Below are 26,078 nucleotides of genomic sequence, written 5' to 3' on the forward strand. Positions count from 1 at the left end.
AAAAGCCAGCAAATTGCTGGCTTTTTATGGGTGCTATCTTATACGTTAAAACGGAAGTGTAAAACATCGCCATCTTGAACGATGTATGTTTTACCTTCTAAACGCCATTTACCTGCTTCTTTAGCGCCGGCTTCACCGTTGTATTGAACGAAGTCGTTGTAGGCAACACATTCAGCACGAATAAAGCCTTTTTCGAAGTCAGTGTGAATCACACCTGCAGCTTGAGGTGCAGTTGCACCAATTTTTACTGTCCAAGCACGAACTTCTTGTACACCAGCTGTGAAGTATGTTTGAAGACCAAGTAAGCCATAACCTGCACGAATAACTACGTTTAGACCAGGTTCTTCCATGCCTAAAGCTTCAAGGAATTCAGCACGATCTTCATCTTCAAGTAATGAAATTTCTGCTTCGATTTGGTTGCAAAGGGGAACCACAATTGCATTTTCTTCAGCAGCTAATTTTTGCACTGCTTCTAAGTGAGGGTTATTTTCGAAACCATCTTCTGCAACGTTGGCAATATACATGGTTGGTTTAAGGGTTAAGAAACCATAACCACGAACCAATTTGCGTTCATCTTCATCAAGGTCTGCTGCACGTGCAGGTTTACCTTCATCGAGTAAAGGTAAAATTTTGTCTAAAACCGCTTTAGTCGCAATCGCTTCTTTATCGCCACCTTTTGCAGATTTTGCTAAACGTGTAATTGCTTTAGAAACAGCTTCTAAGTCAGCAAGTGCAAGTTCAGTGTTGATCGTTGCGATATCGTCAAGTGGGTCAATTTTGCCATTTACGTGAATGACATTTTCGTCTTCAAAACAACGTACAACGTGTGCAATAGCATCAGTTTCACGAATGTTGGCTAAGAATTGGTTACCAAGGCCTTCACCTTTAGATGCACCAGCAACGAGACCTGCGATATCCACAAATTCCATCGTGGTTGGGACAACACGTTGTGGGTTTACAATTTCAGCAAGTTTATCCATACGTGGGTCAGGTACAGGTACAATCCCAGTATTTGGCTCAATTGTACAGAATGGGAAGTTTTCAGCAGCAATCGCAGCTTTGGTTAATGCGTTGAAAAGCGTTGATTTACCAACGTTCGGCAGGCCGACAATACCACAGTTAAAACCCATGAAATAACTCACAAAGTATTATAAAAAAATTGTGGATGATTTTACATGAAAGCCATAATAAAGTCAGGTGATATGGGCAGGAGAATGTATATCTTATTGAATCGCGCAGAGATAGAGATGAATTCACGTCTGAATAAAGCTTAAGTTGCACTACAGATGCAGAATAGGTGCAAAAATGACATTGTGTTTCAATAACACAGTGACTAAAGTATCCCTATAAAATTACTGGGTTTTATAAACTACAGTTACAACAAAAACTTGGAGCATTTATGCGAACTCTCTACCAGTTTCCACTCTCACATTTTTGTGAAAAGGCGCGCTGGTTACTCGATCATAAAGAGTTGGATTATGTGGCTCATAATTTAATGCCGGGTGTACATCGTGCATTTGCACAGCTTAAAACAGGGCAAAACAAATTACCGATTTTACGTGATCAAGATCATTGGGTTGCAGATTCAACTCAAATCGCCTTTTACTTGGATGCGACCTACCCCGAACATAGTCTGATCCGTCCAGATGTCAAACTGCGTGAAGACGCTTTAGAAATTAATGAACTCTCCATTGAGTTAGGGCAACATGTGCGCCGTTGGGGGTTGGCACATGTATTAAATGAAAGTGAAGAATCACTTGATATTTTAATTGGTGAAAAAGGCTATTTACGTCAGTTTGAAAAATATTCAAAACCGATTATAAAGGCACTGGTTTCTAAGGGTTATCAATTAGATACAGATAAGGTTGCGGCTTCACGTGAGCGACTGGATGAAATTGTGGTTGATTTAAATCAACGTCTGATTGAACAAGGTGGGCGTTATTTTGTGGGCGACCGATTAGGTTTAGCCGATATTGCGGTGTGTTCAATGTTAGCGCCGTTATTAGAGGTTGTCGGAACGCCGTGGGAAAAAGAGCATGGCGAAACCTTGTCAGAAGAGTTCAAAGCTTATAAAGCCTATTTGAGCGATTTGCCTTTAGGTCAATATGTACAACGCATATACCAAACAGAACGGAATGCACGGGTAGATTGGCGTGGTGTATAAGCCCTTTATATAAAACTTTGCGTCATACTGCTTAAAAAAAGCGCGCCTAATGGCGCGCTTTTTTTAAGCCACTTAATACTTACTTGGTAATATAAAAAATCAAACCGTGATGAAAAAACATTCATTTAAACACGATATATATGCAAATTATTATGTTCATAATGCATATGAGCTTTATTATTTTTAATAAATCATGCTATACATGAGAAAACTTGCACATAAATGCTGATTTTAAAACTTAAAATAACATTGAAAATGACAACAGGTGTTTGATGAATCAGGATCATCAGCACTGTTTTCAAAAATGGCTGGAGTAGACTGATGGAACTAGACCGTTTTGATAAACAAATTTTAGAAATTTTGACCCATGAAGATGTCAATTTAAATGAACTGTCAGAGCGGGTGAATTTATCGGTCAGTTCAGTTCATCGTCGGATCAAACAATTGATTGATCACAATATTATCAGTGGTCTGAAACGTGAAATTAATTATCAAAAATTGGGCTTTAGTTTGCATGTGCTGCTACAGGTGTCCTTAAGCAAACATGATACAGATACTTTTGCTAAATTTTTAGAAGCATTAGAAAGTATTCCAGAAGTCATTAATGCATTTTTGGTGACAGGGCAGTCTGCCGATTTTATTGTGGAAGTCGTTGCACGGGATATGGAAAACTATAGTGAAATTTTACTCAAGCGCATTGGTAAAATTGAACACGTAGTTGCATTACATTCGAGCTTTGTAATTAAACAATATAATGTTTTTAACTGTAATGGCTTATTAAATAAGGTTTAAATGCAGCCCTCATATATAAACTCAAACAGTTGAAAGCTAGGCAATAAAAAACGCACCGAAGGGTGCGTTTTATACTTCACTCGATTGAACTATAGAGCTTCTAACTCAGCCATCACTTCATCGGTGAATTCAACGTTGGTATACACGTTTTGAACGTCGTCAAGATCTTCAAACATATCAATCATTTTGATGATTTTTTTCGCTTGTTCGATATCTGAAATTAACGCTTTAGTTGAAGGGTTCATGACCACTTCGGCGTTATCAGATTTTAAACCTGCTGCTGCAAGTGCATCCTGAACCTCACCGAAAGTTTCAGGTGTGGTGATAACTAGAATTTCTTCTTCGTCCACTTCGATGTCTTCAGCACCCGCTTCTAAAGCGACGTCCATGATTTGATCTTCTAAAGAAACATCTTCAAAAGTAATCTCACCACGTTTGGTAAACATATAAGCTACTGAACCTGCAGTACCTAAATTACCATCAGTTTTCGAGAAGCAATGACGAACGTCAGGAACAGTACGGTTCAAGTTATCCGTCATTGTTTCAATGATGACCGCAACACCACCAACGCCATATCCTTCGTAGGTTACTTCTTTTAGATCGGTATTTTCTTCACCGCCCACACCACGTTGGATCGCACGGTTAATGGTGTCACGTGTCATGTTTGCAACTAATGCTTTTTCAACAACAGCACGTAAACGTGGGTTAGACGCTACATCACCGCCGCCTAAACGTGCAGCTGTCACGATTTCACGGATAAATTTTGTGAATACTTTAGCGCGGCTCGCATCTTGTTTTGCTTTACGATGCTTAGTATTAGCCCACTTGGAATGACCCGCCATGCGAAATATGCTCCTTGTAGATTGGCCTTATGCCTATCAAATTGAGCAAATTCTACCATAATGGCTTTTTTGTGTGAAAGTACTGGATTTCATGAATTGAGTAGTTGAAAAAAAAATATCCAAATTTGAGAAAATAATGCGAAATGTCTAAACGCCCGTACTGTAATTTTTCTTATGATGAGAATCGGGCTAAAAGGGGGAGTCTGATCCTGTTATAACAGGAAGATATAAATGTACAATGCATGGAGCACGTGACATTTATATCTTTAAATACGTAGTTCGTTAAAATGTGAATGGCGCTTAGTCTTTATTTTTAGGTTCTGGGATCACGATATCTAAACCTACTTTATCTTTATAGAGTTGCTTAATTAAAGCTAAATCGTGATCGAGCTCAGTCGGGTAAATCTTACCGAAAATACCACCTTGTTTGGTTTTTGAGTTGGCATACATTAATACAATCGGCACACCTGCTGCTTTAGCAATATACCAAAAGCCTGTACGAATTGGTTTTCGTGCTTCACCACGTTCTGCTCGTGTCGCTTCTGGAGCAATGACTAAATTAAATTTTTCATTGGCTTCAAAATGCTCAACCATTTGAGTCACGATGTCTTTATTCGCTTTACGGTCTACAGGAATACCGCCAATCGCTTCAAGAACAGGTTTAAATGGACCTTTAAAGAGTTCTTTTTTAATCAGCGTGTGAATTTTAATGTCGTAAATTTGGCAAAGGGCCAGTGAAAGAACAGCATCCATCATTGAGGTGTGTTCAAAGCCGACGATCACTTGTTTATTTTCTAAAACATCAGGCTCTACGTGGTATTTCCAGCCTGCCAATTTAAATGCAGATTCGCCAATAAACTTTTTCAACATAGTCGGTGGTACGGTGATTTTAAAAAGGTGTAATTTCTGCTTGTTTGGATCATGAGTCAAGAGGATTTAAGTGAGCTTTGATCTGAATTATGCATATATTTCAAATCGGAATAAGAAGGGGGGATTGAAGAATTATACTTTTTAGCAATAAATCGGTTAAATTATATATAGCAAAGCTATCATCATAGATAAAAATACTCTTAAAAATTTGCTAAATATGGCTAGGCACCGTCAGAAATTCTTATTAGACTTTTGTCGTAGGTTAAAATTTTTAACCTGTTGGTCTTAACTCGTTTTCTAACGGAGAACTCAAGCATGATTTATTTAACTGCTGTGTTATTCGCTGTTGCTATGTTTGCTTTGATTGTTATTTGGTCAATTGTTGAGTTTTATTTGGACTTAAGAAAGCCTGAACAGGTTGAGTCTTAATATTTGTGCTTTTAAAGTGTGAAATATATAGTATTTCTAAATGTCATGAATCAAAAAACATTTGCTTATAATGAATAAAATAATACCTTTTAAGTATAACAAATCGTGACTTTATTTAAGGGTATCTAGAACTTAAGCTTTTAAATTTTTCTTGAATGTATTTCTTTATAACCTACTTCTCGTATTAACCAATCGTAGCTTACTCAAGTTGACTTGAAGTTTTGTACGTATCTATAGGTTATCTGCCATATCTTTTAAAGGCTTAGACAAACTTTACTTAGCTTTTAACATTAAAAAACCCCTCACGATTAATGCACGTAAGGGGTTGTTTTATATGGTGGGCCCACACAGACTTGAACTGTGGACCAACGGATTATGAGTCCGCTGCTCTAACCAACTGAGCTATAGGCCCTATATTCTGAATGTGTTATTTATCAACAAGTTCAGACGCAAAGCATACTAGCGAAGATTTTTTTAAAAGACAAGCCTTTTTCTTCACGGCTGCACACTAACACAACAAATTGGCTGTAGTTGCAGCAGTTGAGCTTGGATTCGACCAAAATGCACAAAGTGTCGAATCCTATCGTGATGTAAATCACGACAAAAGTTATCAAACAGTCAAAATAACCTTATAATAATGCCCATTCTTGTCAGTACCGTGCTCAACAGCGCATAGATTGGTACTGGCCTCACATTTTTAAGTCAATGTCCTACAGTTATTCGGCTTATGTTTTCATTTTTATGTGTTGCACTGACACATAAGAATATTTAGGTGCCCACATGGAAATTAAGGTTAATTATCTCGATAACCTTCGACAAGAAGCCAAATTTGATGACTTCACGGTAATTGCCGACCAACCTATTCGCTATAAAGGCGATGGCTCTGCTCCCGGACCATTCGACTACTTTTTAGCGTCATCAGCATTATGTGCAGCGTATTTTGTAAAAGTGTATTGTGCGGCGCGAGACATTCCGACAGACAATATTCGTTTATCTCAAAACAATATTGTTGATCCTGAAAACCGCTATAAGCAAATTTTCAAAATTCAAGTTGAACTACCTGCGGATATTTCTGAAAAAGACCGTCAAGGCATTTTACGTTCAATTGACCGCTGCACGGTTAAAAAAGTGATTCAAACTGGTCCTGAGTTTGTCATTGAAGAAGTAGAAAGCATTGATGCAGATGCACAAGCTTTACTTATGCCAAATTTAGCGTCAGACAGTACCACGTTTATTCCGGGTAAAGATCTGCCATTAGAAGAAACCATTGCCAATATGTCAGGTATTTTGGCTGGTTTAGGCATGAAAATTGAAATCGCGTCATGGCGTAACATCGTGCCGAATGTTTGGTCTCTACATATTCGTGATGCACAATCGCCAATGTGTTTTACCAATGGTAAAGGCTCAACCAAAGAAAGCGCATTAGCCTCGGCTTTGGGTGAATTTATTGAACGTCTCAATTGCAACTTCTTCTATAACGACCAGTTCTGGGGTGAAGAGATTGCCAATGCTGACTTTGTGCATTACCCAGATGAAAAATGGTTCCAACCCGGCCCAGAAGGCGAGTTACCTGTCGAAATTTTGGATGACTACACACGTGAAATTTATAACCCAGAAGATGAGTTATTAGGTACACATCTATATGACACCAATTCAGGAAATATAGCACGCGGTATTTGCTCTCTTCCATTTGTCCGTCAGTCCGACGGTGAAACAGTGTATTTCCCATCAAACTTGATTGAAAATTTATACTTGTCAAACGGGATGAGTGCAGGGAATACCTTGGCTGAGGCTCAAGTGCAATGTTTATCGGAAATCTTTGAGCGTGCGGTCAAACGTGAGATTTTAGAAGGTGAATTGGCTCTACCAGATGTACCAGAAGAGGTTTTAGCCAAATATCCAAGTATTGTTGCGGGTATTCAGGGCTTAGAAGAACAAGGTTTTCCTGTATTGGTAAAAGATGCTTCACTTGGTGGTCAGTACCCTGTGATGTGTGTAACCTTAATGAACCCACGTACTGGTGGGGTTTTTGCATCTTTTGGTGCGCACCCTAAACTCGAAGTGGCTTTAGAGCGTAGCTTAACCGAGCTTCTACAAGGCCGAAGCTTTGAAGGTCTAAACGATCTACCAAAACCAACGTTTAGCTCGAATGCAGTCACTGAGCCAAATAACTTTGTAGAACACTTTATTGACTCAAGTGGTTTGGTGTCTTGGAAATTCTTTAGCGCACAATCAGACTATGATTTTGTAGAGTGGGATTTCACTGCAGAAGGTGAAAATGCCAATGCAGAAGAAGCTGCAGCGATGTTTGCGATTCTAGAAGACATGGGCAAAGAAGTGTATATGGCGGTCTACCAGCATCTAGGTGCTACGGCATGTCGTATTTTGGTTCCGGGTTATTCTGAAGTGTATTTGGTTGAAGACTTGGTTTGGGATAATACCAACAAAGCTTTGGACTTCCGTGAAGATATTTTAAATATTCATCGTCTAGATGAAGACGAGTTAGTGTCACTGGTTGAGCGCTTAGAAGAGCTTGAAGTGGATGACTACACGGATATTGTGACGCTCATCGGGATTGAGTTTGATGATAATACCGTATGGGGCCAATTAACGGTACTTGAGCTCAAACTACTGATCTATATTGCTCTACAAGAGTTTGAAGAAGCAAAAGAGTTGGTCGAAACCTTCCTTCAGTACAACACTAATACAGTTGAACGTGGTTTGTTCTATCAATGCATGAATGTGGTTTTAGAAGTTGAATTGGACGATGACTTAGATCTCAATGACTATGAACATAATTTCCGTCGTATGTTTGGTGACGAACGTATGGATGCAGTGATTGGTTCAATGGATGGCAGTCTTCGCTTCTACGGTTTAACTGAAACCAATATGCAACTTGAAGGTTTAGATCGTCATTTACGTCTGATTGATAGCTATAAAAAATTGCATGCTGCACGTGCGAAGTTTGCCAGTCAGAACGTTTAAATCTGGGCTTGTGAATAACGTTACTCATGTGATCATCTATTTGAAAAAACTCTCCTAAGGGGGAGTTTTTTTTGTGCAAAATTTGCTGAAAATTAATCTATATCTGTGATGTTGATATTAATAAAAATCCTTATAACTCAGGTGAATATAAGGAAGGCTTAAAAATAACCGATTATCCGAAATTGTGTCATTTTAAAGTAAAGATATTTGACTCATTGGAAAAATATGATAATAAATTAGCTATGGCGTGTTTAGGCATGATCATAATATTTCAGGACGAAATATTTAGAAGCACATTAATAAATAAACGGGAGTTTTAACAACATGCTTCAATTATTCAGAAAACTATTTTGCATGCATATTTACGAATACGAGCAAATGGAAGAAATCGGTTCGCACAAGGAATGTCGTAAGTGCGGTGTGACAAAGTAATGCAGAGTCTCAGCCGAAAAAAAGTGAGCGAAAGCTCACTTTTTTAATGCCGATCAATATTGAAATCATTAAAATAGAAATACATTCACAGTTTTTATGCAGATATGAGTAAAGATTTTCAAGCCGAACGTTATACCGTCGATGCCAATATGGCAGATACCATTGCATGGTTATTACAACATCAGGATTGCTTTGAATCTTTTCATTATGATGTGATTCAGCAGCAATTGGTGGTTCAACATGCTAATGGTCAAGACATTATTCGTGAAGGGGATTATTTAAATGCAGGCTATGGAATTTTAATAACAGCACATAACTTTGTTAAGTAAACGATATATTTTCCCTACTCATGGTGATTTAGCCATTTCATTTGTTCGCACCATCTCTTGCATTGCACTTTGATACCTATCACTGATCATTCAATTGAACTAAGCCCCGAACTTCGGGGCTTATTTTAAGCCATTTGCATGGCATCAGTTGAAAGCTGTGCAGCATTTGGTTTGGGCTGTTCAGCCACTAAACCGAGTTTGCTAAATAAAAGCTGATCTTTGCCTTCGCCCGCGTTTGGTGTGGTCAGTAGTTTTTCACCGGAGAATAGTGAATTTGCACCTGCCATAAATGCCAAAGCTTGTTCTGAATCACTCAGGGATTCACGACCTGCAGAGAGACGAATATAGCTTTTTGGCATAATGATCCGTGCGACTGCAATGGTGCGAATCCATTCGATGACATCGAGTTTCTCAACATCAGCAAGTGGGGTACCTTGAATAGGTACAAGGAGATTGATCGGCACAGATTCAGGGTGAATCGGCAGCGTTGCCAACTCCATCAGGAAGGCAATACGGTCATCACGGCTTTCACCTAAGCCCACAATTCCGCCGCTACAGATTTTCATTCCAGATTGGCGGACATAATCCAGCGTCGTTAAACGGTCATCATAGCTACGCGTGCTAATAACATTGGGATAATACTCACGAGAGGTATCGAGGTTATGGTTGTAATAATCTAAGCCTGCCTCATGTAGGCGCTCTGCCTGAGATTGATTCAGCATGCCAAGGGTCATACAAGTTTCAAGTCCCAGTGCTTTGACTTCACGCACCATTTCTAGCACATAGGGCATGTCCCGTTCATGTGGATTGCGCCATGCAGCGCCCATACAAAAGCGCGAAGAACCTGAGGCAAGCGCAGCTTTCGCTTCATTGATGACTTTTTCCACGGCCAGACGTTTTTCAGCCTCTAATCCAGAATCATAATGTGCGGACTGTGAGCAATATTTACAGTCTTCAGGGCACTTACCAGTTTTAATCGAAAGTAAGGTGCTGACTTGAATATGATTGGCTTGGAAATATTCACGGTGAATGGTCTGTGCTTGGAATAATAAATCCATCAATGGTTGTTGATACAACTCTTGTATTTCTGGATGTGTCCAGTCATTTCGGTAGCTCATAAATAATCCATATTTTCTGCCTAATGCAGATCATCATACGTAAAATTTGCAGACTTCCAAGACTATTTTGTAACATTGCAATTTAGCTAAAATGCATTGAAATGACTTTTTCAAAGAAGTTTTGATATTTAGGATACTTGCAAAGTTGTGTTAAATGTCAGCACAATCGCTACAATGTTTATTTTAGGCTGAAAAATTGATTTTCTTTGATTGCGCCACTAAGTTTTAGCTTAAATGAAAACTTTGTAAGGATCTGGAAAATATAGAATCAAATCCATTAAAGCATTTTTGAATTTTGTTCTGTAATTGCCCAATCAATATGAACTTGCACGATCGCGTCATGTTTTTCGCGAGAATTTTTTAATGATTGAACAATATTTGAACTGTATGGTGCATTGCCTAAGCCTATCGCGATATTTCGCATAAAGCTTTGATAGCCTGTTCGTCGGATAGGACTGCCTTCAGTACAGCTTAAAAAGGTGGCTTCATCCCATTGCCATAGATCTAATAAACTCACTTGGTCGAGACCATGACGTGGATAAAAGTCCTCAATTTGAGTTTTATGCGCAAAGCTATTCCATGGACAGATGAGCTGACAGTCATCACAGCCAAACACACGGTTGCCAATGCCACGGCGTAATTCTTCAGGAATGATGCCTTTATATTCGATGGTTAAGTAGGCAATGCATTTACGTGCATCTAACATATAGGGCTCAACGATGGCCTGAGTTGGACAGATATCAATACAGGCTGTGCATGAACCACAATGTTTGGTTGCTGGAGAATCAAAAGGCAAATCGAGTGATGTAAACAGCTCACCTAATACAAAAAATGAGCCTGATTTTTTATGGATCAGTAAGGTGTGTTTGCCTGTCCAGCCCATGCCTGCATTTTCAGCTAAGGATTTTTCAAACACTGGTGCAGAGTCGGCAAAGGGTCTAGATTCAAAATCTCCGATTTTTTCACGGATGATATTCGATAAGGTTTTTAAACGACCACGCATGACTTTGTGGTAGTCACGACCTCGTGCATAGCGTGCAATGATGGCTGCATTTGGCTCATCAGGAACATAACGTGGTTTTGGGGTTTCGACCAAATAATCCATGCGGACACAAATGATACTGCGGGTGCCGGGGACTAAAAGTGCTGGATTGGCACGTTTTTCAAGGTTTTCCTCTAGGAATTTCATATCGCCATGATAACCACGTTCTAAATATTCTTTAAAACGAGGGAGTTCCTCTTGAGCATCTGGCTTTGCGATGACACAATCAGAAAAACCTAAATTTAAGGCTTGTGCTTTAATCCATGCTTTTATGGTTTCTGGATCATATTGATCGACAGGAATTTTTTGTGCAGGAGTTGAAGCGGCCATAATCATAACAAGGAAAAACAATGCGTCTGCAAGTTTACCATAGCCCTGTTTATCTTAGCCAAAGTATTCAAGCTTGGGAGCAGCGTTGGTTTGCTCAGCACAATAGCAGTTATGGTCTGATGCAGCAGGTCGCATGGTCGATTGCTCAGCAACTCATTCCAATGTTAAAGCAGCAAAATTTAAAAAATATCGCTGTATGTTGTGGACAGGGCAATAACGCAGGAGATGGCTATCTTACAGCGCAATACCTGCAGCAAGCAGGCTTTCAAGTCGATATCTATGCCGCTGAAATTGGAGCATCGAAAGATTTACATTCTGCAGTACAAGAAGCGTTAGATCACAAGCTCAAGATCTATACACATTTTGATTTTCAGCGTGACTATGATGTCTATGTTGACGCATTATTTGGTATTGGACTCAATCGTGAACTTTCTCACGAGTGGCAAGCCATTATTCAACGATTGAATGCATGCACGGGAATCAAAGTTGCGATTGATATTCCAAGCGGTTTACATGCCAATACAGGGCAGCCTTTACCCATCGCATTTCAAGCTGATTATACCTTTACGGCATTGGGTCTAAAAGCAGGGCTATTTACAGGTCAAGCGAAGGAATATGCAGGTGAAGTTGCGGTGATGGCATGTATACCGACTGATGCAGAACTAGAGCCACTTGCTTATTTGTCTCCGCAGAAAATAGCCTTACCTGAGCGTCAAGCTTTTGGTCATAAAGGCAGTTATGGCCATGTTTTGGTTGTTGGTGGACATGCTGAAATGGGTGGGGCGGTGATTATGGCTGCTGAGGCTGCATTCCATGCAGGTGCAGGTAAGGTCACGGTTGTTTGTGATGCACGACATCACACCGCAATTTTGGCGCGCGCACCGAATATTATGCTACGCGATATCAATGCATTAACTACAGAAGCAATTCAGCAACTGATCGATCAAGTCGATGCGATTAGCTTTGGCATGGGGCTTGGTCGTGACGATTGGGCACAACAGCAGTTTCAGTCATGGTTTCCATTGATTCAGCAGTCAACCTTGGAAATTGTTTTAGATGCAGATGCCTTATGGTTTCTAGCTGAAGCACCTAAAAATTTGAATGCACGAACCTATGCAACGCCACATCCGGGTGAAGCTGCGAAATTACTGGGTATTACTACTGCTGAAGTTGAAGCAGATCGTGTACAAGCAATTCAGTATTTAAAAGAAAAATTTCAAGGTCAATGGGTGCTTAAAGGCGCAGGCAGCTTAATACTTGAAGATCAGCTTTGGATTTGCACCGCAGGTAATGCAGGAATGGGTACAGGCGGTATGGGAGATGTGCTTGCAGGGATGATTGCAAGTTTAAAAGTACAATTCCATCAGCAAATTCATCTGCATGAAATCGTAAGTCTGCATGCTTTAGCAGGTGATGTATTGGCGCAGTCGGGGATGCGTGGTTTGCAGGCACAGGATATGGCCCAAGCGGTTTATCATGTGGTCAATCATTCAGGAGATGAAGACTAAAATGCATGCGGTTAAATTGCGAATTCAAGGTAAAGTGCAGGGTGTTGGCTACCGTCGTTGGTTTGAGCAGCAAGCGCTTGCACTCGGTTTAAATGGCTATGTGAAAAATCTAGCGACGGGCGAAGTTGAAGCGCTGAATATAGGAACTGAAGACGCCATTCATAAAATACTGAAACACAGTCTAGTGGGGCCTTTACGAGCAGACGTGACTAAAATCGATCAGCAAGAAATTCCACTGCATGAATTAGACTATTGCAATTTTAAAATGATTCGCTAAATTTGATCACTAGATTGAGTGGGCTTTTGAAAACAGAATGAATTACTGAGCTATATGATTTGACGAATATTTACCGACGTCGAGTGCTTACACGGCTTCGGCCACGAGCCATGCCACCTAAGGCATTCAGTACAGCCATTTTACTCATACTACCAGATGCATGTGCATGACAAATTGCGGCAGCCAAAGCATCGGCTGCATCCTGCTGGGGTTTGATGCTTAGGTTCAGAATGCGCATAACCATCATTTGGACTTGTTCTTTATCAGCAGCCCCATAGCCGACCACAGATTGTTTGATTTGACGTGCAGTATATTCAGCGACTTGTAAATCTAAATTGGTTAAAGCGGCAATGGCAGCACCGCGTGCTTGACCTAATTTTAAGGCCGAGTCAGGGTTTTGAGCCATAAAGACTTGTTCAACCGCTGCTTCAGTAGGCCCGTGAAACTTTACGATACGATCAATACCAGCAAAGATACGTTTTAAGCGTTCAGGCATTTCTGTTGTTTCGGTACGAATGGTGCCAGCATCGACAAAACGTAGTTTAGAACCATCCTTTTCGATGATGCCGTAACCAGTTAAGCGCGACCCAGGGTCAATACCGATAATTAATGACATGTTTGCCCTATTTGCCCTTTAAAAATAAAATAATGCCCATATTGTTACATAAGCGTGTCAAAAAAGCTTGATAGTGATTGAGCAGTTGAACGCAACACCTTAAATTAATTTACTGAGATTTGTTTAATTTTCATGAAATTATTTCTTCTGATTTTAGCAGGCTTGATCCTGGAAGTGTTTGTCTGGATCGGTGTGGGCGACCTCGTCGGCAGCATGTGGTATGTCTTTTTCTGGTTCGTGGCGGCCTTCTTTATAGGGATGAATATTATCCGTAAATATTCATCAGGTCTGATGCCTCAAATGCAGCAAATGCAAGCAGGTCAAATGAGTAATGATCCAGCTTTAACTGGAAATTTACCAAAAATTTTGGCTGGTTTCTTATTGCTGTTACCGGGTCTAATCTCAGATATTATGGCATTACTTATTTTGATTCCACCTGTACAAAATGCCATGAAAGCAGTCATGATGAAAACAATGATGAAGCGTCAGCAAGCCATGATGGAAAAAATGATGGGTGGCATGATGGGCGATATGGGAGGCATGGGCGGTGCTCAAGGTCAGAACCCATTTGCAGATATGATGCGTCAAATGCAAGATATGCAAAATCAGCAATCAGGTCGTGATTCATCCGTTATTGATGGTGAAGCTCGTGAAGTGACGCCAGATGCGAAACAAATTGAACTGAAAGATGTCAATAAAAAATAATTAACTCAGTATGAAAGGCCGAATGTGTATTCGGCTTTTTTTTTGCGTAAATTTTGATACGGCCTAAAAATAAACCTTGTGTTGCCAACAAAAAAATTGAACAAGCGATATAATCTTCACGTTTTAATTCAAATGAATCAGCTTGCATGTCACTGTTATTCACCATCTGTGCGCTTCATTTTGTTGCGCAGTTGAGTCCCGGTCCAGATGTATTATTAATTGCTAAAAGTGCAGCATCAACAACGCGTGCAAATACCTTAAAAATTATTGCGGGGATCTCTGTCGGGATTGTGGTGTGGGTCGTTTTAACCTTATTGGGCTTTACGGTTCTGGTTGAGCAATTTCCATGGATACAACAAGTTTTAATGGCTGTTGGTGGATTTTTCTTAGCGAAAATGGGTTGGGCAATGTTTAGTGGCGGGCTTAAAAGTTTAAATCAAACAGCCAATTTAGAAGATGGGCAGGCCTTAAGTCAGCAGAATACTGAAAATTATTTCTTATTAGGTTTATTTACGAATTTAGCCAATCCGAAAACACTGATCTATTTTAGTAGTGTGTTCTCACTGGCGTTGAGTTCATCAGCCAGTAGTAACCTAAAAGCACAGCTTGCTGTCATCATTCCGATTCAAACTTTTATTGTGTTTAGTCTGTTTATGATGATTATGTCTTTGCCTAAAATTAAAGCACTCTACCAACGTTCGGGTAGTTATATTGATGTGGTTTCAGGGGCGTTATTTTTAATTTTTGCGATTTGGCTGTGGTTCGACGCAATTAGAATGTTCAATCTTCAATAGCTGCAAACATATTGCTGTCAGCAAAGCGAAAGCCAAGTATTAGAACTTGGCTTTTTTTATGTGCCAATTTTATTGCTCTGGATTGGTTTGATCTTGGTCTTTAGACGGTGCTATATTTGATGGATCTTGTGCAACATTGGTAGTTTCAGCATGATCACGATAACGGTTCGGTTTGAGGGTGGTTTCGGTATTTTCAGAGCCTTTGTATGATCGGCTACGATTGGCGCGTTCACGCAAACCGCCTTTTTTGATTAACTGCACCATCGTCTAGAACCTCATTGCTATTGCCATAGTTTAAAGAATTTTCCTCGTGAAGATAAGTGAGCAGGGCGATGCTAGCGCATAAAAAAGCCTGAAATCATTCAGGCTTTCATCATTTTAATTTATCTCTTTGAATGACTTTAAAGCAACTGGATAATAGTGCTTAGATTTAGCTTGGCTAAATTTTACACATTGCCAGCCTGTTCATACGGCTGTATTTGGCTGTTGTAAAAAAGCTTAATTTTTACCATCTTGCTTGAGTACTTCAAAGATGTTGAGTTGGGTCGAAGCTTCAGTATCATGCTGTTGCAAATACACTTGGACACTCTTAAATAGAATGGCAACAGCCAAACAACTGAGTATGCAAAATATCCAAAAGCCATATGGGCTACGGATATTATGCGAGCCACATTCGGAACATTCTTTATCGCTTGAAGCCAATACTTTATTGCAACAAGCACAGTGATATTGATAGTGCATTGCTTTTCTCCATTTAGTCGAATTTGACCAACATTCTTGTTGTTATTGTCAACCACCAATCCGTGATGATTGTTTTATCTTAATGTGCAAATAAGCTGCTGTACAAGTTTTAAACGGTTTGTTTTGCTCATTATTGTGTAAGTGAAAAGCGTCAGAGAGTTAAATATTTGTTTTATTACTAATTTATAAATGAAACAAGAGATGAATTTTCAGTCATAAAAAAAGCCAGTTCGAAAACTGGCTTTTGCTGTTCTGTTTAAACTGAATTATTGACCAGAACGGATGATGTAATCAAAAGCAGACAATGATGCTTTCGCGCCTTCACCTGTCGCAATGATGATTTGTTTGTAAGGTACTGTTGTACAGTCACCGGCAGCAAATACACCTTTTACATTGGTTTCGTTACGTTCGTTAATTACGATCTCACCACGGTTTGAAAGTTCAACTGCTGTTTCTTTTAAGAAATCAGTGTTTGGTAACAAACCGATTTGTACAAAGATACCAGCCAATTCTATCGTTTTGATTTCATCTGTTGCACGATCTTTATAGTTTAGTGCAGTGACTTGTGAACCATCACCGACCACTTCTGTAGACAATGCATTCATGATCACAGTGGTATTCGGTAAGCTGTTTAACTTGTCTTGAAGGACTTGGTCAGCACGAAGCTTCGTATCAAACTCAACTAGCGTTACATGTTCCACAATACCTGCAAGGTCAATCGCCGCTTCGACACCTGAGTTACCACCACCAATCACCGCAACACGTTTACCTTTAAACAATGGACCGTCACAGTGTGGGCAGTATGCAACACCACGTGTACGGTATTCTTGTTCACCCGGAACGTTCATTTCTCTCCAACGTGCACCTGTTGAAAGAATCACTGTTTTAGATTCAAGTTTTGCACCATTCTCTAAAGTCACTTCAACTAAGCCATTAGCTGTTTGGTCAGCACCTTTGATGTCAGATACACGTTGCAAGTTCATAATGTCCACACCGTACTCACGTACATGTGCTTCCATTTCAGCAGCAAACTTAGGACCTTGAGTCTTTTGAATCGACGTGAAGTTTTCAATGTCCATCGTATCCATGACCTGACCGCCCATGCGTTCAGCCACGATACCTGTTTTAATGCCTTTACGTGCTGCATAGATTGCAGAAGTATTCCCCGCAGGGCCGCCACCAATCACAAGAACATCAAAGGCTTCTTTGGCATTTAACTTTTCAGCATCTTTTGCGGCAGAGTTGGTGTCTAATTTAGCAATGATTTCTTCCAAGGTCATACGACCTTGACCAATGTGCTCACCGTCTTGAAATACCATTGGTACAGCCATGATTTTGCGTTCTTCCACTTCGTCTTGGAAGAATGCACCATCAATCATGGTTGCAGTTGTACCTGGGTTGTAAATTGCGATCAAGTTAAGTGCTTGAACCACATCAGGACAGTTATGGCAGCTTAAAGATACAAACACATCAAAGTCAGTTTTAAGACCTAGACCTTTGATGGTATTCAGTACTTCGTCAGAAACTTTCGGTGCATAACCTGAAGTTTGTAGCAAAGCTAGAATCAAAGACGTGAACTCGTGGCCCATCGGTAGACCTGCGAAGAATACGCGTGGTGTTTCACCTGCTTTTGCAATACCAAAGCTTGGCGCACGGCTGTTGTTACCGTCAAAACGTGCAGTCACTAAATCAGATAAAGCAGCAACTTCAGTCACCAATTCTTTAATTTTGTCTGATTTGTCCGTGCCGTTTAAAGTCGCGACGATTTCAATCGGGCCTTCAAGGCGTTCAAGTAAGGTTTTTAATTGAGCAGAAGTATTTTGATCTAACATTGCTAACGCCTCCAGAGGAGTAAATTTATTTGATGAGAGAATGATAGAACAAACCATTAAATAGGTGAAACGGTTTGTTTTTATAAAATTAATCGGTTTTACAAATCAATTGATTAAATTTCTTTCTAAATCATAAGAATATACCGATGTGAATGCAGTCAATATTGGGCCACTATCGAGAAATACAAGTTAAATAGTGGAAAAATAAACGAATTCATCGCGCTTTAAGCGAGAGAATGCTAGAGTCAACGCTATTGTATTGAGAACTTTTTAGGGAAATGGCATGCAGGTTAAACAGGGAATTTATCAGCATTATAAAGGTCAGTTGTATCAAGTCTTTCATGTTGCAACACATAGTGAAACGCGTGAAAAAGTTGTGGTCTATCAGTGCTTGTATGACGACTATTCAATGTGGGTCAGACCCTTAGAGATGTTTGTGGAAACCGTTGAAATTGATGGTGAAGTAATTCCACGTTTTAAACTGATCCAAGAAACCCACTGAGCAGATATTTAGTACTTTAATCTTTAAATATGAAAGAAATAACAAAAGGACAGAATCATGAGCATGGATGCAAATTTTAAAAACTATATGCAACAACTCTATGCAGACTTTAGTGCTCACGATGCTGCGCAAAATCACCGACTTGCGCGTTACCGAAATATTGAGCCTGAGTCTGCACTGTTTTTGGCTATGCAAATTCGCTTAAAACAAGCCAAACAGATCTTGGAAATTGGAACATCTACAGGCTATTCCACGCTGTGGTTGGCAGATGCTGCCCAGTCTACACAAGGGCGAGTCGAAACCATTGAAATTGATGCAGCGCGTATCGAACAAGCTAAACAGCATGCGGAAAATTTAGCTTTATCCGAATACATTGAATTTCATCATGGCGATGCGCTGCATTTTTTACAGCAGTTAAATCAGCGTTATGACTTCATTTTATTGGATGCAGAACGTGATGCGTATATCGCGTATTGGCCATATTTAGCTGAATTGATACAAGTTCAAAGTGGCGTGTTAATCGTGGATAATGTGCTGTCACATGCCAATGAGGTCGCTGAATTTATCCAACGTGTTGAAACGGATGATCGTTTTATCAGTACGACATTAAATGTGGGTGCAGGGCTTTTTATGGTGACTTGGCGCAACTAAAAATCAGGGCATATAGCCCTGATTTGATCGAAATTTTTTTAATTAGTAAAATACTGTTGCTATAGCGCTGAGCTTGTAGCGGTTTAACCCTGTAAGCTTACTCGTGAAAAATGTAGATCATATTCTAAATATTTGTGGACAAATGCCGTTTTATCACTACATCGAAGTAAATTATCATAAATAAAAGGTGAAACTGGATAAAAGAGATCCCCAGAACCATTCGCATAAAATATTTTTAAGTAACGTGAAGAAGAACTGTATTTCCAAGAAGTTACAACAGTTGTTGTCATAAGCCACCCCCTTATTGCGTTGTTATAGTCATACTGCAGTTAAAGGTTTATCTCATTTGAAATTAAGACAAATTCAGGGCGTGGAGTATTGCAGAATTGTTAAAAAATAATGTTTTATCTCACATTTTTTTTCATTTCTTTATCAACTAATTTGATAAAAAAAATGCCAGTTCAAATAAATGTCATAAGTGTCATTCTCCCATATTAGTGTAAGGAGAGTTAAAAACTACGGCATTGTTCTGATTTATTGCCTTTGACTTGGTTGTTGCTGCCATTAATTGAAAAAGCATTTTCAAGACAAATTAAATTACCTGCGATTTCATTATTATTTAGCACAATATTGCCATTATTTTTCTTTAATTTGAGGTCGCCTGAAATTTGGTTATTGAGGAGTTGGATGTTTTTCCCTGTCGTAAAATCGACATTTCCACTGATATTGTTATGATTGGCAATGATCTTGGTAAAATTTTTATTAGATTCAATATTGCCATTAATGTAGTTGTCATGCAGTTCAACATTGGCACCATTTTCTAAAATCACATTGCCATGAACAATTAAACCTTCAAGCTGACAATTTTTTTTGACTTTAATATCTTCACGAATACTTTGGTTTTTAATTTCACCTTCGCAGTTCACGGCAGCAAAAGTTGTAAACGAACATAAAATTAAACTGATCGAGACGAAATATTTTTTCATGGGCTTACATCTTCCTGAAATAAGCAATTGACCTAAAATTCATGTTAAAAATACTGAAATACTGGCAAAGATGTAAGCCTAAACCATCAGGTATGAGGCGCATTTTTATTATATTTGTGTAAGCTACTTGATGAATATCTACAGATATGTAGAAAGTGCTAGTGCGTTAAAGTTGTATGAATAAAGTGTGAACTGCGTAGGGTGTATAGAGGTATATACTCGCAGATAATAGGCATAAAAAAACCACGCTAAAAGCGTGGTTTTTGAATCAGTTCAATCTAATACAGATTAGATTTTACCAACTAGGTCGATTGAAGGAGCAAGAGTTGCATCGCCTTCTTTCCATTTAGCTGGGCAAACTTCGCCTGGGTGAGCGTGTACGTATTGAGCTGCTTTAACTTTACGAAGAAGTTCTTGAGCATCACGACCGATACCACCAGCGTTGATTTCAACGATTTGGATTTTACCTTCTGGATCGATAACGAAAGTACCACGATCAGCAAGACCGTCAGCTTCGATTAATACATCAAAGTTTTTAGCAAGAGTCCAGTTCGCATCACCAACCATTACGTATTGGATTTTTTTGATTTCTTCTGAAGAATCGTGCCAAGCTTTGTGAGTGAAATGAGTGTCAGTAGAAACTGAGTAGATTTCAACACCTAGTTTTTGGAATTCTGCATAGTTGTCAGCAAGGTCACCAAGTTCAGTTGGGCAAACGAAAGTGAAGTCAGCTGGGTAGAAGAATACAACAGACCATTTACCTTTAAGATCAGCTTCAGTTACTTCGATGAATTGACCATTTTGGAATGCTTGTGCTTTAAACGGTTTAACTTCAGTATTAATTAAGCTCATCATTGTCTCCATGATTGAGGTTTGTTTTTGATTTCCAATAGGGTACAGAAATTTTGCTTATTGCTGAAATAGTATTTTTACATAACTAATATCGGAAAATCCGAATTAGTACACTCCAGAACTATTTCAGCAATAACGATTATTTATCATTATTTCATTCGATATAAGCCATATCAATGCCATATAAAGTTGAAAGTAAAATGACAAAATCATCTTTTTAAAGTCTGTAACCAACATGATGCTTGTTGCATAAGATTTCAAGGGTGATCTCTAAAAAAGTTATAAAAAATATTTCAAATTATAGAATTTGTTCATATAAGATGGCATGAACAAAAAATGATTCCAGATTTGATCAGGTGCTCAGTCAATTTTTTCGTATCATTGCCATTCTTAGTCTTGCATTTGCATCACTATGTATTCTTAAAGTTGAAGACACAGGTACAAATTTATGTATCTATGAATACTTGCAACCTCAAAAAGCGACCTACTTTAATGAACTATTTGGAACTTCATCAGATGATCCTACGCTATTGAGTACCATGGGAATCGTTGGAATCTTCTTTTTTTTCATACTGTTGTTATCATTTAGACGTGCTTGGTATGTGGTTATATTATGGCTATATGCGATTTTTCAATTCATCATCATTTTAATGATAGAAACTGCTTCAATTTCAAAAATTATCTATGACAGTATTGTTTATTGTCATAATGGTTGGTTGTTCGCATGGGGGATCGGGCAGAGCATATTTATTGTTTTTAGTTTCGTTTACATTTTCTATGGCACTGAAACTAATGTATAAAGCTTTCAAATGGATTGGCTTGAGTTGCCTATTCTAGTCAGTATGTGGCTTTATTATTCTGTACTGGATGAATCAAGAATGTGCTTTCATTTCAAGGTGCTAGCCCGAATCAAATTAATTATTATGCTGAAATGAATGGTTCTTCATCGGATGAACCTCTTTTATTTATTTTTATTGCGTTGATTTGCATTTTATTTTCAATTTTTTTGTGCTTAGCAAAATCTGTTCATCATTTCTTGATCATCACTTTCACTTTATTGATGTTATTAATTGTGCCATTGAGTATATTCTATACAGTGTGATTTTATCAGCCATTACATGGCAGTATTGAAGCATGTGGCAATTATTGGTTATTGGCCGCAATTTTAGTTTTTTATCATTTTATTCTGTTCGGCTTTACCTATTGGTTTCAGGCACGCAAAAAATAGATTCATCTTTCACTATTTTTACATACAGCGTAAAATATTCGGTTCTATTTTAATTATTAGGATAATGCATCTGTGCCAAGTCAGTTAAATGTCGATCAATTGGTCATGGTTCGTGATCGCCATCGCTTAAGTCGGCTGAAAAAAGGCAAAGAAGCCAATCCTGAAAAATTTCAAGATTTGTTTGAAAAGTCGAATGCGAAAGTGCGCGAACGGATTGCCCGCATTCCCAATATTAAATTAAATCAAGACTTACCTGTTACGCAGTATGCGGACAAACTAATTGAAGCGATTCAAAAGCATCAAGTGATTATTGTGGCAGGTGAAACCGGTTCGGGTAAAACCACGCAGTTACCGCAAATTGCCATGCTTGCAGGTCGTGGTTTAACGGGTTTGATTGGTCATACTCAACCCCGTCGACTGGCTGCCCGTAGCGTTTCGCAACGTATTGCAGAAGAAGTGGGCGAAAAGCTAGGGGAGTCGATCTCCTTTAAGGTTCGTTTCAATGAACAAGGTTCACAAGATTCCATCGTTCGTTTAATGACCGACGGTATTTTATTGGCTGAACTGGCCAATGACCGATTCTTAAATAAATACGACACGATTATTATCGATGAAGCGCATGAACGTTCGCTGAATATCGACTTCATCATGGGCTATCTCAAACAGCTCTTGCCTCGTCGTAAAGATCTCAAAGTCATTATTACTTCAGCAACTTTAGACGTAAATCGATTCTCGAATTACTTTAATGGGGCACCTATTTTTGAAGTCGAAGGTCGAAGCTTTCCGGTAGAACTCCGTTATCGTCCGATTTCAGAGCTGAGTATTGTTGGCAGTGATGACGATGAGTTTGATGATTTTGAAGAAAATCTACCGCGTGCCGTTGTTTCGGCAGTAGAAGAATGTTTTCAAGATGCACAGGAAAAAGGTCATCCTGAACATGCCGACATTTTGATTTTTGCCAGCACTGAACAAGAAATACGTGAGTTACAAGAAACACTGCAAAAGTTTGGGCCAAAACATACCGAAGTTTTGCCTCTCTATGCTCGATTAGCTTTGTCAGAACAGCAAAAGATCTTTAATCCATCAGGCGGTGGGCGACGGATTATTATTGCCACCAACGTGGCAGAAACTGCCTTAACTGTGCCAAATATTCGCTATGTAATTGATAGTGGCTTTGCACGGATATCCCGTTATAACTATCGCTCACGTGTACAGCGTCTACCAATTGAGGCTGTATCACAGGCTGCAGCAAATCAGCGTAAAGGTCGTTGTGGTCGTATTGCACCGGGTGTGTGTATTCGACTGTATTCAGAAGAAGACTTTATGAGTCGTCCTGAATTTACCGAACCGGAGATTAAACGAACCAACTTGGCCTCGGTTATTTTGCAAATGCAAAGTTTGGGCTTTGGTGAATTAGAAGACTTCGATTTTATTGAGCCGCCAGATCATCGTTTGGTGAATGATGGTCGTAAGCTTTTGATTGAGCTTGGGGCGATGGTTGAGAAAGGGAAAGCCCCTCTTTCGCAAAGAGGGGTTGGGGGAGGTTCTATTGAAAGTAATCCCCCTAAATCCCCCTTTACAAAAGGGGGACTTCCTCCGACGAAGGGTGGTGGTTTAACCAAAATTGGTCAGCAAATGGCGAAAATGCCGATCGACCCACGTCTTGCACGGATGATTTTGGGTGGAGCGCATTTTGGCGTATTAAATGAAGTCTTAATTATTGTCGCTGCTTTAGCGGTACAAGATCCACGTGAACGTCCTGCGGATAAACAAATGCAGGCCGATCAGAAACATGCTTTGTTCCGTGAAGCTGACTCGGATTTCTTGTTCTATATCAAATTATGGGAAGCTTTGGTTGCTAACCGTGACATGAGTGAGAATAAGCGTCGAACCTTTGCACGCAACCATTTCCTTAGTTGGTTACGCCTCCGTGAGTGGAAAAAAACCCATGAGCAATTGGTGGATTTGGCTCAGGGCTTAAAACTGTCCTTTAATGAAAAGAAGGCCAATTATGAAAATCTGCACCGTGCGTTATTAACGGGTTTACTTTCATTTATTGCCAACAAAACCGATGAACGCAATGTATTCATGGCAGTGCGTCAGCAAAAGGCACGCATTTTCCCTGCATCAACCTTGCATAAAACCAATACACCTTGGGTCATGGCTTTTGAGATGGTGGAAACCTCTCAGGTATATCTTCGTACATTGGCGAAAATTGAACCTGAATGGATTTTATTGGCTGCAGGCGATTTATTGAAGCATCATTATTTTGAGCCGCATTGGTCGAAAAAAGCTGGTGTGGTGAATGCTTATGATCAAATTTCTTTATTTGGTTTGATTATTGAGCCACGTCGTCAGATTAATTATGAAAAAGTGGATCATCCGGCGGCGCATGAAATTTTCCTACGCGATGCGTTGACGACGGGACATTTGGGTATTACGCCGCCGTTCTTAAAACACAATTTATTAAAACTCGAAGAAGTTGAGCGTGTTGAAGATAAACTGCGTCGTCGTGATTTGGTGGTGGATGAAGAAACCATCTACCAATTTTATGCTGCAAAAGTGCCTGAAGAGGTGGCAAGTCGTCGTAGTTTTGAAGACTGGCGTGCAACTGTAGAACCGAAAAATCCACGGCATTTATTTATCGATGATGATGCGCTTTGGATGAATGACCGTCCAACGACCCAGCAATTTCCAGACTACCTACGAAATGGTGAACTGCGTTTGGCTGCAAGTTATCGTTTTGACCCAAGTCATGATGAAGATGGTGCAACGGTCAAAATTCCAGTTCAAGCTTTGCCGCAAGTGGATGAAAATATTTGGTCATGGGGTATACCTGGTTGGCGACAAGACCTGATTGAAGCTTTACTTAAAGCACTGCCTAAGGATAAACGCCGTCACTTGGTGCCAATACCTGATACAGCGCGTAAATTGATGGATCGTGTCGATGCCGTGCATTTGCGCGAGCATATTTTTAGTTTCTTGGCGTTCCAACTGCGTGGTGAGCAAATCACAGATAAGGACTTTTCTTGGGAACGCGTTGAGCAATATCTGCTGCCTTTAATCAAAGTCATTGATGAAAAAGGCCGTGTGATTGAGCAAGGTCGTGATCTAGATGAACTCAAAGCACGCTGTCGTACGGAAACTCATAGCCCAGTCAAACAGTTAAAAGGTGAGTTTAAAACCTTCCCTGATAATTTTGTGTTCGAAGCATCACAAAAAGTCACGGGTGTGGTGGTGAAACAATACCAAGCGCTTGTTCCAGTCAAAAGCTTTGCGGAGTTGGATGCCAAAGATGAATCGGGTGTGGTGATTCAGACTTTCAATGACCAATTTGAAGCAGTCAAACAACATCGCGAAGGGATCATTCGTTTGGTTCATATGCAGTTGGGTGACTTAGTTCGTCAGTTGAAAAAACAGATATCTAAACCCTTGGCATTGGCTTATTCACCGCTAGGTGACAAAGCAAAACTAGAGCAAATGTTAGTTTATGCCACACTTCAGCTTGCAATAAATGAGCTACCTGTCAATGTGCAGGAGTACCAAAACCTGATTTTAAATGTAAAGAAATCTTTCTTAACCCATGGGCAACAAGCATTAGCCGTTTTAACTGAAACCTATATTCAATGGCAGGATATACGTCGGAAATTGTTGGTTTTAGATGATTCTGTGTTTGGAAAGAACATTGATGACATTGAAGATCAACTCGATTTGATGCAACTTTCAGATTTCGTTTATGGCAAAACTTCCGATGTGTGGCTCGAATTTCCAAGATATTTGAAGGCATTAGTCTTGCGTTTAGACCGCTTGCCAAATAACCTACAAAGGGACAATTCTGCCATTGATCAAGTTGACCCATGGATGGAAAAATTATTTAAGTTTAAAAATGACACTCGCCTTAAAGAATTGTATTTCATGGTTGAGGAGTTACGCATCTCTATTTTCTCTCAACCAATGAAGACCAAGATGCCAATTTCTCCATCCCGCTTGCAAAAAGTATGGGATAAGCTCGGAATCAGTTAAGATATAGGTAATTTCTAAAAGGAGTTTTAC

At 39.5% G+C, this 26,078-nt stretch carries 23 protein-coding genes and 1 tRNA gene; 11 read left to right on the forward strand and 13 right to left on the reverse strand.

What is annotated here, in order from left to right; genetic code table 11:
• Positions 1 to 38: 38 nt before the first annotated feature.
• Positions 39 to 1,130: a redox-regulated ATPase YchF gene (ychF, locus tag FTU12_RS12435; RefSeq protein WP_078189045.1), complete on the reverse strand. Its 1,092-nt coding sequence runs from the start codon at positions 1,128 to 1,130 to the stop codon at positions 39 to 41.
• A gap of 269 nt (positions 1,131 to 1,399) precedes the next feature.
• Between ychF and FTU12_RS12440 the strand changes: the two genes are divergently transcribed.
• Together FTU12_RS12440 and FTU12_RS12445 are read left to right on the forward strand one after the other, a co-directional pair.
• On the forward strand, positions 1,400 to 2,164 hold the full coding sequence (locus tag FTU12_RS12440; protein WP_168379640.1) for a glutathione S-transferase family protein: 765 nt from the start codon (positions 1,400 to 1,402) through the stop codon (positions 2,162 to 2,164).
• A gap of 321 nt (positions 2,165 to 2,485) precedes the next feature.
• Positions 2,486 to 2,956: an Lrp/AsnC family transcriptional regulator gene (locus tag FTU12_RS12445; protein WP_111885999.1), complete on the forward strand. Its 471-nt coding sequence runs from the start codon at positions 2,486 to 2,488 to the stop codon at positions 2,954 to 2,956.
• An 89-nt stretch (positions 2,957 to 3,045) separates the two neighbouring features.
• Here FTU12_RS12445 and FTU12_RS12450 read toward each other — a convergent pair whose 3' ends face one another.
• From FTU12_RS12450 to FTU12_RS12460, 3 genes are all read right to left on the reverse strand, one after another.
• The gene (locus FTU12_RS12450; protein WP_111886000.1) at positions 3,046 to 3,798 is read right to left on the reverse strand and encodes a YebC/PmpR family DNA-binding transcriptional regulator; all 753 of its coding nucleotides are present in this window, start codon (positions 3,796 to 3,798) and stop codon (positions 3,046 to 3,048) included.
• Positions 3,799 to 4,098: 300 nt separating this feature from the next.
• Positions 4,099 to 4,668 (reverse strand): 1-acyl-sn-glycerol-3-phosphate acyltransferase, encoded by a 570-nt coding sequence (locus tag FTU12_RS12455; RefSeq protein ID WP_168379638.1) that lies wholly within the window; start codon positions 4,666 to 4,668, stop codon positions 4,099 to 4,101.
• 764 nt (positions 4,669 to 5,432) lie between these two features.
• Positions 5,433 to 5,509, reverse strand: a tRNA-Ile gene (locus tag FTU12_RS12460).
• Between the two features lie 368 nt (positions 5,510 to 5,877).
• Between FTU12_RS12460 and FTU12_RS12465 the strand changes: the two genes are divergently transcribed.
• Entirely contained in the window at positions 5,878 to 8,082 is a 2,205-nt protein-coding gene (locus tag FTU12_RS12465) for an OsmC domain/YcaO domain-containing protein (protein WP_180114501.1), read from the forward strand.
• A gap of 536 nt (positions 8,083 to 8,618) precedes the next feature.
• Complete coding sequence (locus FTU12_RS12470) at positions 8,619 to 8,843, forward strand: hypothetical protein (protein WP_180007368.1); 225 nt, start codon at positions 8,619 to 8,621, stop codon at positions 8,841 to 8,843.
• A 125-nt stretch (positions 8,844 to 8,968) separates the two neighbouring features.
• Here the strand turns inward: FTU12_RS12470 and bioB are convergent, their stop codons facing one another.
• Entirely contained in the window at positions 8,969 to 9,961 is a 993-nt protein-coding gene (bioB, locus tag FTU12_RS12475; RefSeq protein WP_180012144.1) for a biotin synthase BioB, read from the reverse strand.
• A 277-nt stretch (positions 9,962 to 10,238) separates the two neighbouring features.
• Positions 10,239 to 11,333 carry a tRNA epoxyqueuosine(34) reductase QueG gene (gene queG, locus FTU12_RS12480; protein WP_180114502.1) on the reverse strand — a complete coding sequence of 365 codons (1,095 nt, stop codon included), beginning with the start codon at positions 11,331 to 11,333 and terminating at the stop codon, positions 10,239 to 10,241.
• Positions 11,334 to 11,353: 20 nt separating this feature from the next.
• Between queG and FTU12_RS12485 the strand changes: the two genes are divergently transcribed.
• Together FTU12_RS12485 and FTU12_RS12490 are read left to right on the forward strand one after the other, a co-directional pair.
• A complete protein-coding gene (locus tag FTU12_RS12485) occupies positions 11,354 to 12,841 on the forward strand; it encodes an NAD(P)H-hydrate dehydratase (protein ID WP_180114503.1) in 1,488 nt (495 codons plus the stop codon).
• 1 nt (position 12,842) lies between these two features.
• Positions 12,843 to 13,118: an acylphosphatase gene (locus FTU12_RS12490; RefSeq protein ID WP_180114529.1), complete on the forward strand. Its 276-nt coding sequence runs from the start codon at positions 12,843 to 12,845 to the stop codon at positions 13,116 to 13,118.
• A 70-nt stretch (positions 13,119 to 13,188) separates the two neighbouring features.
• On the opposite strand, the gene ruvC is transcribed toward FTU12_RS12490, so the two are convergent.
• On the reverse strand, positions 13,189 to 13,734 hold the full coding sequence (ruvC, locus tag FTU12_RS12495) for a crossover junction endodeoxyribonuclease RuvC (RefSeq protein ID WP_078189034.1): 546 nt from the start codon (positions 13,732 to 13,734) through the stop codon (positions 13,189 to 13,191).
• 132 nt (positions 13,735 to 13,866) lie between these two features.
• Here ruvC and FTU12_RS12500 point away from each other — a divergent pair, with 132 nt between their 5' ends.
• Entirely contained in the window at positions 13,867 to 14,439 is a 573-nt protein-coding gene (locus tag FTU12_RS12500; RefSeq protein ID WP_078192890.1) for an FxsA family protein, read from the forward strand.
• Between the two features lie 146 nt (positions 14,440 to 14,585).
• Positions 14,586 to 15,233 (forward strand): LysE family transporter, encoded by a 648-nt coding sequence (locus FTU12_RS12505; RefSeq protein ID WP_180003124.1) that lies wholly within the window; start codon positions 14,586 to 14,588, stop codon positions 15,231 to 15,233.
• Between the two features lie 69 nt (positions 15,234 to 15,302).
• Here the strand turns inward: FTU12_RS12505 and FTU12_RS12510 are convergent, their stop codons facing one another.
• The 3 genes from FTU12_RS12510 to ahpF all read right to left on the reverse strand — a co-directional run bounded on the left by FTU12_RS12510 (position 15,303) and on the right by ahpF (position 17,806).
• The gene (locus FTU12_RS12510; protein ID WP_180010280.1) at positions 15,303 to 15,497 is read right to left on the reverse strand and encodes a hypothetical protein; all 195 of its coding nucleotides are present in this window, start codon (positions 15,495 to 15,497) and stop codon (positions 15,303 to 15,305) included.
• Positions 15,498 to 15,731: 234 nt separating this feature from the next.
• Complete coding sequence (locus tag FTU12_RS12515; protein ID WP_180010281.1) at positions 15,732 to 15,974, reverse strand: hypothetical protein; 243 nt, start codon at positions 15,972 to 15,974, stop codon at positions 15,732 to 15,734.
• Positions 15,975 to 16,240: 266 nt separating this feature from the next.
• Positions 16,241 to 17,806, reverse strand: a complete 1,566-nt coding sequence (ahpF, locus tag FTU12_RS12520) for an alkyl hydroperoxide reductase subunit F (RefSeq protein WP_180009476.1) — start codon at positions 17,804 to 17,806, stop codon at positions 16,241 to 16,243.
• 283 nt (positions 17,807 to 18,089) lie between these two features.
• Here ahpF and FTU12_RS12525 point away from each other — a divergent pair, with 283 nt between their 5' ends.
• Both FTU12_RS12525 and FTU12_RS12530 read left to right on the forward strand, forming a co-directional pair.
• The gene (locus tag FTU12_RS12525; protein ID WP_180114504.1) at positions 18,090 to 18,308 is read left to right on the forward strand and encodes a DUF1653 domain-containing protein; all 219 of its coding nucleotides are present in this window, start codon (positions 18,090 to 18,092) and stop codon (positions 18,306 to 18,308) included.
• 57 nt (positions 18,309 to 18,365) lie between these two features.
• Positions 18,366 to 18,959: an O-methyltransferase gene (locus FTU12_RS12530; RefSeq protein WP_180114505.1), complete on the forward strand. Its 594-nt coding sequence runs from the start codon at positions 18,366 to 18,368 to the stop codon at positions 18,957 to 18,959.
• Between the two features lie 83 nt (positions 18,960 to 19,042).
• On the opposite strand, the gene FTU12_RS12535 is transcribed toward FTU12_RS12530, so the two are convergent.
• The 3 genes from FTU12_RS12535 to ahpC form a co-directional block, all read right to left on the reverse strand.
• Positions 19,043 to 19,249, reverse strand: a complete 207-nt coding sequence (locus FTU12_RS12535) for a KTSC domain-containing protein (protein WP_078189026.1) — start codon at positions 19,247 to 19,249, stop codon at positions 19,043 to 19,045.
• Between the two features lie 219 nt (positions 19,250 to 19,468).
• Positions 19,469 to 19,945: a hypothetical protein gene (locus tag FTU12_RS12540; protein ID WP_180114506.1), complete on the reverse strand. Its 477-nt coding sequence runs from the start codon at positions 19,943 to 19,945 to the stop codon at positions 19,469 to 19,471.
• Between the two features lie 288 nt (positions 19,946 to 20,233).
• Positions 20,234 to 20,797, reverse strand: a complete 564-nt coding sequence (gene ahpC / locus FTU12_RS12545) for an alkyl hydroperoxide reductase subunit C (RefSeq protein WP_078193727.1) — start codon at positions 20,795 to 20,797, stop codon at positions 20,234 to 20,236.
• Between the two features lie 1,333 nt (positions 20,798 to 22,130).
• Here ahpC and FTU12_RS12550 point away from each other — a divergent pair.
• Positions 22,131 to 26,048, forward strand: a complete 3,918-nt coding sequence (locus FTU12_RS12550; RefSeq protein WP_218955951.1) for a DUF3418 domain-containing protein — start codon at positions 22,131 to 22,133, stop codon at positions 26,046 to 26,048.
• Positions 26,049 to 26,078 lie beyond the last annotated feature (30 nt).

This window comes from Acinetobacter sp. YH12063, assembly GCF_013419715.1.
In the GTDB taxonomy this organism is placed as follows: domain Bacteria; phylum Pseudomonadota; class Gammaproteobacteria; order Pseudomonadales; family Moraxellaceae; genus Acinetobacter; species Acinetobacter amyesii.